The 15,045-nt window shown below is 66.6% G+C and carries 12 protein-coding genes; 6 read left to right on the top strand and 6 right to left on the bottom strand.

Features of this window, described 5'->3' with window-relative positions; translation table 11 throughout:
* Window positions 1-69: 69 nt before the first annotated feature.
* Entirely contained in the window at window positions 70-2,457 is a 2,388-nt protein-coding gene (locus P1L41_RS12065) for a DNA topoisomerase VI subunit B (protein ID WP_276295977.1), read from the top strand.
* A gap of 1 nt (window position 2,458) precedes the next feature.
* Window positions 2,459-3,565, top strand: coding sequence for a DNA topoisomerase IV subunit A (locus P1L41_RS12060; protein WP_276295976.1), 1,107 nt, complete (start codon window positions 2,459-2,461; stop codon window positions 3,563-3,565).
* Window positions 3,566-3,616: 51 nt separating this feature from the next.
* Here the strand turns inward: P1L41_RS12060 and P1L41_RS12055 are convergent, their stop codons facing one another.
* The 5 genes from P1L41_RS12055 to P1L41_RS12035 all read right to left on the bottom strand — a co-directional run bounded on the left by P1L41_RS12055 (window position 3,617) and on the right by P1L41_RS12035 (window position 10,792).
* Window positions 3,617-4,363: an MBL fold metallo-hydrolase gene (locus P1L41_RS12055; protein ID WP_276295975.1), complete on the bottom strand. Its 747-nt coding sequence runs from the start codon at window positions 4,361-4,363 to the stop codon at window positions 3,617-3,619.
* A 46-nt stretch (window positions 4,364-4,409) separates the two neighbouring features.
* On the bottom strand, window positions 4,410-6,068 hold the full coding sequence (gene ligA, locus P1L41_RS12050; protein ID WP_276295974.1) for an ATP-dependent DNA ligase LigA: 1,659 nt from the start codon (window positions 6,066-6,068) through the stop codon (window positions 4,410-4,412).
* A 38-nt stretch (window positions 6,069-6,106) separates the two neighbouring features.
* Window positions 6,107-8,551, bottom strand: coding sequence for a type II secretion system F family protein (locus P1L41_RS12045; protein WP_276295973.1), 2,445 nt, complete (start codon window positions 8,549-8,551; stop codon window positions 6,107-6,109).
* On the bottom strand, window positions 8,552-10,171 hold the full coding sequence (locus tag P1L41_RS12040; protein WP_276295972.1) for a type II/IV secretion system ATPase subunit: 1,620 nt from the start codon (window positions 10,169-10,171) through the stop codon (window positions 8,552-8,554).
* Window positions 10,172-10,291: 120 nt separating this feature from the next.
* Complete coding sequence (locus tag P1L41_RS12035) at window positions 10,292-10,792, bottom strand: TIGR04206 family protein (protein WP_276295971.1); 501 nt, start codon at window positions 10,790-10,792, stop codon at window positions 10,292-10,294.
* A gap of 129 nt (window positions 10,793-10,921) precedes the next feature.
* Here P1L41_RS12035 and P1L41_RS12030 point away from each other — a divergent pair, with 129 nt between their 5' ends.
* Complete coding sequence (locus P1L41_RS12030) at window positions 10,922-11,347, top strand: DUF5793 family protein (protein WP_276295970.1); 426 nt, start codon at window positions 10,922-10,924, stop codon at window positions 11,345-11,347.
* Here P1L41_RS12030 and P1L41_RS12025 read toward each other — a convergent pair whose 3' ends face one another.
* Window positions 11,348-12,103 carry an NAD-dependent deacylase gene (locus P1L41_RS12025; protein ID WP_276298460.1) on the bottom strand — a complete coding sequence of 252 codons (756 nt, stop codon included), beginning with the start codon at window positions 12,101-12,103 and terminating at the stop codon, window positions 11,348-11,350. It abuts the gene before it with no gap.
* Window positions 12,104-12,194: 91 nt separating this feature from the next.
* Between P1L41_RS12025 and P1L41_RS12020 the strand changes: the two genes are divergently transcribed.
* From P1L41_RS12020 to sucD, 3 genes are all read left to right on the top strand, one after another.
* Entirely contained in the window at window positions 12,195-12,485 is a 291-nt protein-coding gene (locus P1L41_RS12020) for a hypothetical protein (RefSeq protein WP_276295969.1), read from the top strand.
* A gap of 522 nt (window positions 12,486-13,007) precedes the next feature.
* Complete coding sequence (gene sucC, locus P1L41_RS12015) at window positions 13,008-14,156, top strand: ADP-forming succinate--CoA ligase subunit beta (RefSeq protein WP_276295968.1); 1,149 nt, start codon at window positions 13,008-13,010, stop codon at window positions 14,154-14,156.
* Window positions 14,153-15,025, top strand: coding sequence for a succinate--CoA ligase subunit alpha (gene sucD, locus P1L41_RS12010; protein WP_276295967.1), 873 nt, complete (start codon window positions 14,153-14,155; stop codon window positions 15,023-15,025). The genes sucC and sucD overlap by 4 nt, the downstream gene beginning before the upstream one ends.
* Window positions 15,026-15,045: the final 20 nt, after the last annotated feature.

Raw genomic sequence — 15,045 nt, 5'->3', positions numbered from 1 at the left:
GCATCTGTTCACTTTCACCGCCCTGGCGAACACCTTTTAAGCTCGACGTTAGTACCTTCCCCCACGTCAATGACCTCGTTTCAGTCGCAACTCGGTGAAGGCGAGGGAATCGCCGAGGAGCTGGCCCAGACACAGCGGGCCATCTCCATCGCCGAGTTCTTCGAGAAGAACAAGCACATGCTCGGGTTCGACTCGGACGCCCGGGCGCTGGTCACGGCCGTCAAAGAGGCCGTCGACAACGCGCTCGACGCCTGCGAGGAGGCCGGCATCCTCCCCGATATCTACGTCGAGATACAGGAGGCCGGTGATTACTATCGCCTCGTCGTCGAGGACAACGGTCCCGGCATCACCAAGGAACAGCTCCCCAAGATATTCGGGAAGCTCCTCTACGGCTCCCGCTTCCACGCCCGTGAACAGTCCCGCGGTCAGCAGGGTATCGGCATCTCTGCGGCCGTCCTCTACTCCCAGCTGACCTCCGGGAAGCCCGCGAAGGTAACCTCCCGACCCAAGGGCCAGTCCGAGGCGCAGTACTTCGAACTCATCATCGATACGGACACCAACGAGCCCGAGATCAGCGTCGACGAGACGACGACCTGGGAACGCCCCCACGGCACCCGCATCGAACTCGAGATGGAGGCGAACATGCGTGCCCGCTCGAGTCTCCACGACTACATCCAGGACACCGCCGTCGTCAATCCCCACGCTCGCATCGAGTTCATGGAGCCGGGACTGGACGAGCCCCTGAAGTTCGAGCGCGTCGAGGACGCTGGTCTGCCAGCGGAGACCTCGGAGATTCGACCCCATCCCCACGGCGTCGAGCTCGGGACGCTGCTGAAGATGCTCGCCGAGACTGACTCGTACTCTGTCTCGGGGTTCCTCCAGGCCGAGTTCACCCGCGTCGGCGCGAAGACCGCCGACAAGGTCATCGCGAACTTCAACGACTACCACTACGGCCGCGGGATGGCCTGGCAACCCCCACAGGCCCACGCGGACGAGAGCATCGAGGACGCCGTCGAGGCAGCCGTCGCCAACAAGGGCGCCGACGCCACGGCAGCGTTCGCGAAGGCAGTCTCCGACGCCATCCACGACAGCGACCGGGTGGCACACCACGAGATAGCGGCTATCGTCGACGAGGCGGCCGACGACATCGAGGCCGAGTACGGGACGACCTTCGGCGCGACGGTCACGGAGAACGCCGTCGAGGCGGCCTGGGACGCCGTCGTCGCACAGCGCCAGAGCGACCTCTACGGGCTGGTCGACGACGCGACGTCGACCCGGAAGGACGACGCCGCCGTCGAGGGACTCGCCGGCCGACTCGTCGACAAGTTCGGAGACAGCCGCCACCGTGTCACCAGGAAGGACCTCCGGGACTACGTCGACCGGGCCGCCGACATGACCGAAGAGCACGACGACGCCACCTTCGGTGAGACCGCCCGCGAGAACATCGTCGACGCGCTCTGGGCTGCGGCCGTCCGGGTCCCCGACGACCCGCCGAACGTCTCGGCCGTCGCCGACGACCGGGACACGGCGAGCGACCTCCTGACCGCGATGCGGGAGACGGACATCATCGCGCCGCCGACCGACTGCCTCTCGCCCATCACCGCGGAGCTCGTCGAAGAGGGGCTCCGAAAGGAGTTCGACGCGGACTTCTACGCCGCGTCGACCCGCGACGCCGCAGTCCACGGCGGCGACCCGTTCGTGGTCGAGGCCGGCATCGCCTACGGCGGCGACCTCCCCGCCGAGGGACCCGTCGAGGTGATGCGCTTCGCGAACCGCGTCCCACTGGTCTACCAGCGCGGCGCGTGTGCGACCACCGACGTCATCAAGGGCATCAACTGGCGCAACTACAACTTAGACCAGCCGGGCGGTTCCGGCATCCCCAACGGCCCGGCGGTCATCATGGTCCACGTCGCCTCGACCAACGTCCCCTTCACCAGTGAGTCGAAGGACGCCATCGCCAACATCCCCGAGATGGAAGACGAGATAGAACTCGCCATCCGGGAGGCCGCCCGCGAGCTCAAAAGTTACCTCAACAAGCGGCGGTCGATGCAACAGCGTCGGAAGAAGCAGAACAAACTCGCGACCATCCTCCCGGAGATGGCGCGGAAGCTCACCGAGGTCACCGGCAACGAGGAGCTCGTCATCGACGACTCGCTGGCCCGCATCATGAACAACGTCCTCGTCGAACGCGCGGTCGAGGACGGGACGGTCAGACTCGTCGTCGAGAACAACGACGACACGAACGCCGACATCGAACTGACGGATATCGTCACCGCAGAACCAACGGACACGAACGGCGCGACGGTGGTCGAGATGGACGGCGAGTGGTTCGTCAAGTGGTCACAGACCGTCGGTGCGGGCGAACGGGCGGTGCTGGAGTACAGCGTGGCAGACGAGGCCGAGTTCACCGTCTCGGTCGACGGCGTCGAGGACGAGAAACTGACGGTGAACGCCTGACATGAGCTCAGAATCAGACACCCCACAGCAGTCCGAGGAGGCCCGCGAGAAACTCATCGACCTCGCGGCGGAGTTCTACGACCAGTTCGCCGGCGGCGAGGTGCCGTCGATGCAAATCCCGACCCGGACGAAGTCCAACATCGAGTACGACGAGGACAAGAAGGTCTGGGTGTACGGCGACCGCCACTCCACCCGGTCGGCGAAGTCGGTCTCCGGTGCGCAGAAGCTCTTGAAGGCCATCTACACCATCGACTTCCTCTCGAAACAGCTCGACGAGGACCGCTCGTCGACCCTGCGTGAGCTGTACTACCTCTCCGAATCGTGGGATATGGAGGACGCGCAGTTCAACGACCAGGACGAGTCCAACCAGCTCGTCGAGGACCTCGAGATCGTCTCCGACGTCACGCGCGAGGACTTCCACATGCGTCCCGAAGAGTCCGGGGCGACCATCATGGGGCCGCTGAAACTCCGCGAGCAGACCCGCCGGGGCGAACGCGAGATTCACTGCCAGAAGGACGTCGGCGAGGGCGGCTACCAGATTCCCAACAACCCCGACACCATCGAGTTCCTCGACAACGACGCCGACTTCGTCCTCTGTGTGGAGACCGGCGGGATGCGTGACCGGCTCGTCGAGAACGGGTTCGACGAGGAGTACAACGTCATCGTCGTCCACCTCAAGGGCCAGCCCGCCCGCGCGACCCGGCGCATCACCAAGCGCCTCCACGACGAACTCGACCTGCCGGTCACCGTCTTCACTGACGGCGACCCCTGGTCGTACCGCATCTACGGCTCAGTCGCGTACGGCTCTATCAAGTCGGCGCACCTCTCGGAGTATCTCGCCACGCCGGAGGCACAGTTCATCGGCATCCGGCCGGCCGACATCGTGGAGTACGACCTACCGACGGACCCGCTGTCGGATTCGGACATCAACGCTCTCGAATCCGAGCTCGAGGACCCGCGGTTCCAGACGGAGTTCTGGCGCGAGCAGATCGAACTCCAGCTGGACATCGGGAAGAAGGCCGAACAGCAGGCACTGGCCTCCCGTGGCCTGGACTTCGTGACCGACACGTACCTGCCCGAGCGACTGACCGAGATGGGCGTAATCTGAGGTCGGTACGGAGCGCGGTCTCGCGTGCTCGCCAGTCGGACCGCCGCTGACTCAGTCGCGGTCCAGCACGACCGGGATGTGCCGGCTCGCGACGTCGGCCGCGAACGCCTCGTCGTCGGCGGCCAGTGACTCGAACGTGTTGTAGTGCATCGGGAGCACGAGGTCCGGGTCCATCGCCTCGGCCAGGTCGGCAGCCTCGTGGCGGTCCATCGTGTCGTTCGGTGCGAGCGTGGGGACGAACAGCGAGACGTCGAGCTCGGCGTGCCCGTCCAGCACGTCGCTGTCGCCCGGCCAGAACACCCGCGTGCCGTCGAGCGAGACGAGAAAGCCACAGCCGAAGCCCTTCGGGTGGATGGGCGTCCCGTCGGGACGCAGGTTCGTGCCGTCCTCGCGGTTGTAGGCCGGCACGGTCCAGACGGGGGTGTCGCCGACCAGAATCTCGTCCTCCATCGAGACCTCCCGGACCTCGAACTCCAGGTCGGCAAACCGCTCGAGGTCGCGGTCCGACTCGTGGACGTTGATGCCCTCGAAGGCGACGACCGTCGCGTCCGGTTTAGCGACACGACGAATCCCGTCCGGGTCGTAGTGGTGGACGTGGGTGACACAGACAATGTCCCCGTCGCGCGCCTCGTAGTCTCGCGGCTCCGGATGCCGGACACCAGGCTCGTGCGGTTCCCACTCACCGGTGAGCACGCCGTATCGCCCCGGGTCGAAGTAGACGACGGCATCGCCGGTTTCGAGCCGGAGCGTCGCGTACCCCAGCCACTCGGCGGTGACGTTGTCGTGTCGAACTGTCATATTCGTCCCTACTCCGACCAGTCTGAAAAGGTATCGGTCGCGCCGGTCACTGTTCGTCGGCGAGACGTTCGACCCGCGAGAGCGAGTCGGCGTCGGCCGGCGCCTTGTCCTCGCGGACCGCGAGGAACCGGGGGAACCGGAGGGCGTAGCCGGAGTCGTAGTTGGACGACGACTGGATCTCCTCGTACCCCACCTCGAAGACGACGGCCGGGTCGAGACGCACGTGCTGGCCAGACGTTTCGACGACCAGCGGTTCTAGACGCTCGGTCAGCGAGTCAAGTTGCTCGTCGGTGATGCCCGTCGCGACGTTCCCCACCGTCTCGAACCCGTCGTCGGTCCGCACCGACAGCTCGAACGTACCCAGGACGTTCGCGCGGCGACCCTCGCCCCACTCGGCACCGGTGACGACGCAGTCCAGCGTCTCGACGTCGGGCTTGCGCTTGCGCCAGCGTTTCCCCCGCTTGCCCGGCGTGTAGGCGGCCGTCGGGTCCTTGAGCATGATACCCTCCTGACCGGACGACAGCGCCTCGCGCTCGATGGCAGCGACGCTCTCGGCGTCGGACGCGAGGACGAGGTCCGAGACGGTGTCGCTGTCGGCCCCGAAGAGCGATTCGAGGCGAGCGTGGCGGTCACGGAGCGAGGCATCCAGCAGGTCCTCGCCGTCGACGTGGAGGCAGTCGAAGGCGTGCAACCGGACGGCGACGTCGGCCCGGGTCGCGGCGACGTCGTGTTTCCGACGGAACCGCCGGAGGACCTCCTGGAACGGCAGGGGCGACCCGTCGTCGTCGACAGCCACCACTTCGCCGTCGAGAATCGCCGGGCCGTCCAGGGCCCGTTCGACCGTCTCGACGATTTCCGGCAACGGGTCGGTCACCTCCTCCATGTTCCGCGAGAAGAGGCGGGCCGATTCGCCGTCGAAGTGGACCTGGACGCGGGCGCCGTCGTACTTCCACTCGACTGCGGCCGTCGCCCAGTCCTCGAGCGCTCCGGTGACGGTGCCGGCCTGTGCGAGCATCGCCTGGACCGGGCGACCGATTTCGAGGTCGATGGCCGCCAGTCCGTCGCGTCCCTCGTCGCGAGCGACCGTCGCGACGTACCCGTAGTCGTTCGACACCTGTAGCGCCCGCGCGACGTCCTCGACCGGGACCTCGAAGGCGGCCGCGATTGCGTCGCGGACCGTGCCAGTCCCGACGCCGATGCGCATCTCCGAGAGGACGAGCCGCGCGAGGTACCGCGCCTCGGTCGGCGAACAGCGGTTGAACAGACCGAACAGCGTCTCGACTTTCGTCGTCTGGCTCCCGTCGCCGTCGACGGCCGCCAGCGCGGCGAGGTCGGCCGCGACGCCGGCGACAGTCAGCCCCTCGCTCTCACCGGCACCGAACGCGCCGAGCCCCTGCTGTCCGCCGAAATCGTAACTCGCCGCGACGGCACCGATATCGCCAAGGTCGGCCAGTCGCGATTCGACGTCGTCAGTCGAGACGTTCGGTCCGGCCGCTCGACCGATAGCCTCGTAGCACAGCTGCGGCCCGACGTCGTGCGTGCGAGAGTCGTGGGCGGGGAACACGCGGCCCTGGACGAACCGCGCCAGGTACTCGAGGTCGTCGTCCGCGCTGGTAAACAGGTCGGTCACCGCCTCGACGATGGCCGTGTCGGCGGACTCCCCCTCGATGGCGGCGGCGGCGTCGGCGAAGGCTGCGAACTCCATCTACCCCGTCTTCCCCGGTGACGACCGTAAACCCAGCGTCACTCGATTGTCACGTCGACTGTCACGTACTCCGCGTTGCCCGTCGCCGCGTACGGCTGGTCCGGGCTCCCATCAGGCTGGTCGAACCGGTAATCCAGCGCCTCGTTCCCGTTCGTGTCCTGATGGACGACGAGCACCACGGACCTGCCGCTGCTCACCGACCCGTCGAGGGGAATCCGGAGGTCGCCATACGTGCCGGCCTGGAGATAGTCCGACGTGCCGAGAACTGGACCGTCGGCGTCCCCCGCGTGGACCACGACGAACCCGCCGTCAGAGAGCGAGGCCGACTCGACGGTCAACTCGCCGCCGTCGACGGGCTGGTCCGCCACCGTCAGCGAAGCGACCGGTGAGGAGAGCAGGAGGAACGCCACGTAGGCCACCCCGAGCAGGACGGCGGCGTGCTTCGCGCCGTCCTTGAGCGTCCCCTCACCGAGCTGGCCACCGATGAACCCAGTCAGGACCGCCTGGATAAGCGCCGTGTGGAAGAACACCAGCGTGTACGCCGCCTTGTCGACCTGGCCGAACCGCGCGAACTGGTCGACGCCGACGCCCAGGCGGTTCGCCGACCCCACGGGCGTCGGGACGTCCGACGGGAGCGCCGGCACGAGCACCTCCTGGACGGCGACGATGATGACCAGGAAGACGAGGAAGGAGATGTAGATGACCACCAGGTAGGTCAGCATCTGCTGGCGCCGTCGTTTCCGGAGGCGGAGCTCTGAGCGGGCCTGGGTCGCGGCGATGCGGAGCACCGGGCCCAGCTCGCCCGACGACCGCATCGAGTGAATCAGCAGCGTCACGACTCGGGTTATCGGCGTCGTTCGGATGCGCCGGCCGAACCTGACGAGCGCGTCGCCGACGTTCGCCCCCATCCTGATGTCGGCCCAGATTCGCGCCATCTCCGGCGTGAGCACACCGACGTCGTTCCCGCGGACCCGCCGGATGCTCTCGACGACCGACATCCCTGCCTCGTTCAGGCTCGCCAGCCGCTCGAGCAGGTCCGGCGTCGCCTGCTCGATGCGAGCGATGCGCCGCGTGTAGAGGAGTCTGACGAGGGCGAAAGAGCCCAGCACCAGCAGTACGGACTGAACCAGCAGGTCGTCGAGCAGTCGGACGTTGACCATCGACGTCTGGACGGCCGCCGGGACTCGGACGGCGAAGGCGAGCACGGCGACGGGGACAGCGACGTACAGCATCTTCGTCGGGTTCCAGACCATCGTCTCGACCGGTGACCGGAGCACGCGCTTCACCGTCTTGATGCGGTCGTAGAGGTCGAGTCGCGCCCAGTTGTCGTCCGTCCCGCTGACGTGGCCGCCGTCGGTGACCCGCGCGGTGGGTCGCGACGCGGGCTTCCCGAACGTCGTCGTCTCCAGTCGGTCCAGCGCGTCCGTCGTCCCGGTGTCGCTGATTCCCAGCGCGTCCATCTTCGACGACAGGTAGACCATGAACCCCAGGTTCGCCAGCGGGATGGCGAGATACGCCAGCAGCTGGAGGAAGGGGAGGGTGTCGGTGGTCGTGAGCCCGAACACCAGCAGGATGGTGATGAGGAAGAGGACGCCGGCGACGAAGACAGTCACGTACGCCTCCGCGACGGTGGCGAGGTTCTCGATGATGTCGGCCTGGCGCTCGGCGGCCTCCTCCTGGTGCCGTTCGTACTGCCCGTGGAGGAAGGAGGTGAGCGACTGGCCGCTCTGCAGGACGCTGGAGAGGTTCTCGGAGAACGTCTTCATCTTCTCGCTGGGCGTCCGTCTGGAGACGTGCTGGAGCGAGGAGATGACGTCCCGGCCGAACAGGTCCATCTCGCGGACGGCGATGGAGATCTCCCTGGACATCTCGCCGTAGATGTCCTGGTTCCGTCCGAGAATCCGCACTGTCTCGGGGAACGACATCCCTCCGCGCGCGAGGGCGTACATGAACGCGATGTTGCGTGGCATCCCCTCGTCGATGTTGCGGCGACGGACCGCCGCAGTGTTCTTTGGGAGCTCCCAGCGCAGCAGGTAGGTCAGTCCCGCCGTCCCGCCGCCGATGACGGTGCCCCCCGCGATGAGGACGACGAGCGTCTGTCTCGGGGCCAACACGAGCTCGAACTCCCGCAGACCGAGCGTCGCGACCATCGTCCGCGGGAGCCCCAGCATGAGGTCGACGATGGTCGGAATCGAGAGGAGCAACAGGCCGACGACGTACGTCCCACCGAGGGCACCACACAGCGCGGCGACAGCGGTAAGCAGGTACGTCCGGGCCGCGTACCCACGGTACGTCTCGCCGATGTAGGCCGACTCCAGGGACCGCTTTCGTTCGGGCGACGCCTTGACGTAGCGCCCGAAGAGGCGGCGAGCGAATCTGGTCAGACGCCGGTCGAAGGCATCGCTGACCGCACCGAGTCCGACGACGCCCAGCAGCGCGACGAGGACGACCAGCGGCGCGAGACCGAGTGGGTTCAGTGCCATCTACACAGACTCGCCGTCGATGCGTTCCATGACCCGGTCCTTGTCGGCGTAGTACTTGTTGACCATCGCGGTGAACCGCCGGTAGTCGGAGATGCCCTCCTGCCGGAGGTACTCTAGGAATCGGCGGCGGTTGCGCAGCTCGGTGAGCAGTTCCGACTGGCTCCAGCCGCGTTCGGTCCGTATCTCGTCGAGCAACTCGCTGTTGCTCTGGGAGAACTGGTCGGCGGTTGAGTTCCACGAGTAGGTGTTCGAGTAGTCCAGCTCACCGGTCCGCTGGTCGATGCCCTCTATCTCGGCGATGGTCTTGGCCCGGCGGACGCGTTCGTCGCCCGAGCGCCCGAGGACCTGCACACACAGGATGTCGAGCGACTGGACCATCGGTCGGGGCACGTTGATGGGTTCGTTCTCCAGGCGGTTGATGACGGTCTGGACGGAGTCGGCGTGGAGCGTCGAGAACGTCGTGTGGCCGGTGTTCATCGCCTGGAACAGCGTGATGGCCTCGCTCCCTCTGACCTCACCGACGACGATGTACTCCGGCCGGTGTCTGAGCGCGGACCGCAGGAGGTCGTACATCGTGATGTCGGAGTCATCGAGCCGTTCGCGCGTGACGGAGGAGAGCCAGTTGTCGTGGTACAGGGAGAGCTCGCGGGTGTCCTCGATGGTGAGGACCTTCGAGCGAGGTGGGATGAACATCGAGACGGCGTTCATCGACGTCGTCTTGCCGGCGGCCGTCCCGCCGGCGAAGATGAGCGACTTGTTCGACTCGATGGCGAGCCAGAGGTAGGCGAGCATCTCGATTGAGAAGGTGCCGTACTCCACCAGGTCGATGGGGGTGAACGGCTCGTCGGCGTACTTCCGGATGGTGAACGCCGACCCGCGCGGGGTGACCTCCTCGCCGAGCGCGAGTTCGATCCGCGACCCGTCCGGCAGGGTCGTCGAGACGACGGGGTCCGAGACGGAGACGTGGCGGCCCGCTCGCTGGGCCAGCTGGATGACGAACTCCTCCAGTTCCTCGCCCCCGTAGGTGACGTTCGTCTCGATGTCGGTGTAGCCGTCGTGGTAGACGAAGATGGGGAGGTCCGCCCCGTCACACGAGATGTCCTCGATGGCCGGGTCGTACATCAGCGGGTCGATGTAACCGTATCCAAGGAACGACCGGTAGAGGTAGTAGTAGAGCCGATAGAAGGTCTCTGGTTCGACGACGACGCCGTACTCCTCCAGGCGGACGCGGAGTTCCTCGCGGAGCGCGGTTTCGGGGTCCCGGTCTATCGAGTCGCGGTAGATGAGCGGGCCGCGGATGTCCTCGTACAGCCGGTCAAGGAGCTCGGCCTCGATGTCGGTCAGCGACGGTTCGACGACGTGGTACCGGTTCTCGTCCCGCTCCGGGTCGTGGTTGATGGAGACGAAGGCGAACGGCGCGTTGAGCCAGTAGCGCTCGAGTTCCTCGTACCCGTCCAGCCCCGAAAAGGAGACGAGCGAGTCGTGACGGCCCGGGTCGTAGTTCGACTCCGGGACGGCCCCGCCGCTGAGCATCGTCGCCGTGCGCGAGAGCCACGACTGGATGTGGCCCAGTGGGTCTCTGACGATGTCGCCGGGGTCGGGAGTCTCGGGATTTGACATCTACTCACACAGACCGACGCGTGACGCGTCGCCGGGTTTGTCGGTCATTGTTCGGCTTCCTATTTAAATTCGCTCGTCAAATTATCAGTTGCGACCATAGACCTGATAACCACGGGTCGGTCACGTCCGCTCTATCGTCAGGAGGAGATAGGCGAACAGCGCGGCCAGGAGCGCGCCGAGCGGGAAGGTGACGCCGGGGAAGTACCGGGCGAACAGCGCGGTGGCTCCGAGCGACGCGAGCGCCACCAGCCCGAGGAGAATGCCGAAGAGACGCACCGGGTCGAGCGGGAGGCGCGCGCCGACCCGTTCCTCCTCGAAGTAGTAGTAGAGACTCAGCACGAACGGCAGGACGAACAGGCCCAGCGCGGCGAACCCGAGCGTCCCGGCAAGGGTGAGTTCCGGCGACTCCTGGAACCGCGCGACCTCCCAGGCCCACAAGAAGGGGCGCTCGTTCTCGAGGGTCGCACCGAAGATGAACTGGAACCGAAAGGGGAGAAACCGGAGGGCGACGACCGTGAGGCTGGACACCTGGAAGACGGAGACGGACCACGGTGCGAGCGCGACCAGCCAGGTGGCCAGCACGGCCAGTTCGCCGGCGTACTCGGATTTGACCCACGCCATGACGTCTCCAGAAGGTGTGGGTGACCGTGAAAAGCTACCGGTACCAGCGAACTGGCCCGGTCGGACGAACACGGGGACGCCACCGCCGTTACGTTCATTGCATCCGGACACCTAGCGGGAAGTATCCGAATGAGGCGCGACTACTTCACCGTCGACGTGCACAGCGAACCCGCGGACGAAGGGACCCCTACGATCAGTATCGAGTACACCGGCCCGTCGGGCGGATTACGGGAGCGCCTCGCCGCGGAGTCCGGCACGCTGGACGCCGACGACATCGACGTCACACTGCGTCACCAGCCGAGTGACGAGGACGGCGTCCTCTCGCTTTCGAACCGCCTGACCGGTGAGTACATCCTCGAGGCGACGGTACCGACGGCGGCGATACTGAAACTGGTCACCGCCGCGGAAGACCGTGACGACGGCCAGTACGAGGTCCGACTGACCGACGCCGACGGGAAGTCCCTCGTCTACGAGAAGCAAACGCTGCTCGTCTACGACCACGACGGCAGCCTCCGGCGCAGCCAGAGCCTGATTCCCGGCGGCGTCCAGCTCTGATCAGCGGACGCGACAGACCAGCGCCGGAAGCACGGTCGTCACGTCCTCCCTGACGACGTACGCCGCCTCGCCGTCTCTCGGCGTGGGGTCGAAGTTGACGACGACGAGCGTGCTCCCCGCCCGGGTGGCAATCTGTGGCAGTAGCGACGCCGGCTGCACCGAGAGCGACGACCCGAGTGCGAGGAACACGTCGCTCTCCCGGGCGAGGTGCTGGGCTGTATCCATCGCTTCGTCCGGCAGCGACTCGCCGAACAGGACCACGTCGGGTCTGAAGACGCCGCCACAGTCACAGCGCGGCGGGAGGTCACCGTCCGCTGCTCGGTCGAACATCTCGTCTGCCGATACTCGGTCGCCACAGTCGTCACATCGCACCCGCTGGTTGGTGCCGTGAAGCTCGACGACGCGGTCGGACCCCGCCGTGTGGTGCAATCTGTCGACGTTCTGTGTGACGACAGCGTCCAGCAGCCCACGGGACTCCAAGTCCACGAGGGCCTCGTGTGCGGCGTTGGGGACCGGGTCCAGGTCGGCATACAGCTCCCTGCGGAGGTCGAGTCGGTCCAGCCAGAACCCCGCCGGGTCCGCGTCGAGCCGGCGCCGGTGGAACGCCATCGGGTCGAACTGGTCCCAGACCCCGTCGTCGCCGCGGAACGACGGGATACCGGACGCTGTCGAGACGCCCGCGCCGGTCAGCGCCACTGTCGAGTCGCCGTTCTGCATCGCGTCGGCCACGGCGTCGAGTGCCTTGTCCTCGGTCACGACCCGCGCTTCGAGCGCGGCGGAAAAAGCGTCGTCGGTGAGGGTCGGTCCGAGCCGACGATTTATATCCACACAGTTCCCAGTTTGTCCCATGTGTTACGACCGGTTGACGGACGAGGGGGTAGCCGAGATGCGGCTTCGGGACCTCGTCGCGTCTGAACTGCGGTGTTCGCTTCGGAACGGGGGGATGGCCGGGGTGATGGTGCTTGCAGTCCTGCTGGTCCAGGGAGCGTCCGCGCTGCTGCTCCTCGCGAGTGTGGTGGGCGCCGTCGCCCTCGGGGCAGTCCTCCACCAGTGCGTGTTCGTTGCCGGAGCGCTCGTCCAGCGTGGTCGAGTGCGGGTCGGCGGGAGCGCCGAGGACAGTCCGCTCGAATCGGCCTGAGACGGGGGTCAGGCCACACCGCCGAGCAGGCTCCCGACGGCGTAGGCGACAGCAGCCGCGAGCATGCCGACGACGAACATCTCGACGCCGTTGATGACCCACGACCGTCGAGTGACGAGGCTCCGGCGACGCCCGAGACGACGGCGAACGTCGTGACGATGCCGTCGTTCGCCCCGTAGATGACCTCGGCAAGGTACCGGCCCGACGATTCGACGTCGTCGCCGAGGAGCTGTTCGATCACGCCTGGGAGATACTCCAGGAGGTGTCAATTACCTTACGACGAGCCGACACGATACTTGCGGTGGACGAGGCGGAGACGGAGGGGGCTCCTCATGGCTGGTTCCTGGCAGGAGCCGGGGTACCGAGGACGGTTGGCCGGCCGGTGTGACATAGTCGGGTGCTCGTACGGCACGCCTCCCAGCTGCGTTCCGTTGGACCGACAGAATTGTGGGGGGTCCGACGGCTGACGTCCAGTCGCGTACAGACGGATTTAAATCGCCGCCCCTCTCCAATCCGTATGACATGCGATTGCACGAATATCAGGCGAAGCAAGTCTTCGCCGACGCGGGCGTCCCCACACCCGCATCGAGACTGGCCGAGACAGTGGAGGAGGCCGTCGCTGCGGCCGACGAGATCGGCTATCCGGTCGCTATCAAGGCACAGGTACACGTCGGCGGGCGTGGGAAGGCCGGCGGTATCGAACTCGTCGAGAACGCCGAAGAGGCCCGCGAGGCCGCCGAGAACATCATCGGGATGGACCTCAAGGGCTACCACGTCAGGACGGTGCTCGTCGAGGAAGCCGTCGACTTCGTCAACGAGCTGTACGTCGGCGTCACGATGGACCGCGGCGAGGGCAAGCCCGTCGCGATGGTGTCGACCAAGGGCGGCGTCAACATCGAGGAGGTCGCCGAGGAGGACCCCGACGCCATCGCGCGCGAGCACATCGACCCCGCGTTCGGGATGCACCCCTTCCAGGCACGGAAAGTCGTCTACGACGCGGGCGTCGACCGCAACCTCGCGAACGACGTCGCGAGGGTCCTGCAGACCCTCTATCAGCTCTGGGACGACCGCGACGGCAGCGACGTCGAGGTCAACCCGCTCATGATCACGAGCGACGACGAGGTCATCGCGGCCGACGCCGTGATGAACATCGACGACGACGCGCTGTTCCGCCAGCCCGAGCTCGCCGAGATGGGCGAGGAGGCCGCGGACGGCGACGAACTCGAACAGAAGGCCGACGAGTACGGCTTCGACTACGTCCGGCTCTCGGGCAACGTCGGCATCATCGGCAACGGCGCGGGCCTCGTAATGACGACGCTCGACCTCGTCGACCACTACGGCGGCGCGCCCGCCAACTTCCTCGACGTCGGCGGCGGCGCGAAGGCCGACCGTATCGCGAACGCGCTCGACATGGTGTTCTCCGACGAGAACGTCGACTCGGTCGTGTTCAACATCTTCGGCGGCATCACCCGCGGTGACGAGGTGGCCCAGGGTATCAACCAGGCCTTAGAGCAGTTCGACGAGATTCCCAAGCCGGTCGTCGTCCGACTGGCCGGGACGAACGCCGCGGAAGGTATGGAGATTCTGAACGAAGACCTGGTGACCGTCGAGCACACGCTGGAGGACGCCGTCCAGCGTGCGGTCGACTACGCCGGGGAGGTGGACAAATGAGTGTTCTAGTCGACGAAAACACGCGCGTGGTCGTACAGGGTATCACCGGCGGAGAGGGGAAGTTCCACACCGAGCAGATGCTCGAGTACGGGACCAACGTCGCGGCCGGCGCGGTGCCGGGCCGCGGCGGTCAGGAGGTCGCCGGCGTGCCGGTGTACGACACCGTCCACCAGGCCGTCGAAGCGGAGGACGCCAACGCCTCCGTCGTGTTCGTGCCGCCGGCGTTCGCCGCAGACGCCTGTTTTGAGGCCCTCGACGCGAAAGGGCTCGACCTCGTCGTCGCAATCACCGAGGGCGTCCCGACCCAAGACATGTCCCGCGTCTACCGCAAACTCCAGGAGACCGACACGTACCTCGTCGGCCCGAACTGCCCCGGCCTCATCACGCCCGGCGTCGCGAAGCTGGGTATCCTGCCGGGTAACATCTTCTCCTCGGGGAACGTCGGTCTCGTCTCCCGCTCGGGGACGCTGACCTACCAGGTCGTCGACAACCTCACCGACCGCGGACTCGGCCAGACGACCGCCATCGGCATCGGCGGCGACCCCATCATCGGCACCGGGTTCATCGACGCCCTCGAACTGTTCGAGGCCGACCCCGACACCCACGCCGTCGTGATGTGCGGAGAGATCGGTGGCGAGGACGAGGAGGAGGCTGCCCGATACATCGGGGCCAACATGGACACGCCGGTCGCCGGCTTCATCGCAGGCCGGACCGCACCGCCGGGCAAACGCATGGGTCACGCCGGCGCTATCGTCTCCGGGTCCGGCACTGGCACTGCTCAGTCGAAGATTACGGCCCTCGAGAACAACGGCGTCCCGGTCGGCGACACGCCCGAAGAGGTCGCGGACCACGTCGAGGACCTGCTGTAGACGGCGACGGATTCATATCC

This window comes from Haloarcula ordinaria (assembly GCF_029338275.1).
Taxonomy (GTDB): domain Archaea; phylum Halobacteriota; class Halobacteria; order Halobacteriales; family Haloarculaceae; genus Haloarcula; species Haloarcula ordinaria.
The sequence above is the reverse complement of the archived record's forward strand: the minus strand, read 5'-3'. Positions and strand labels throughout refer to the sequence as shown.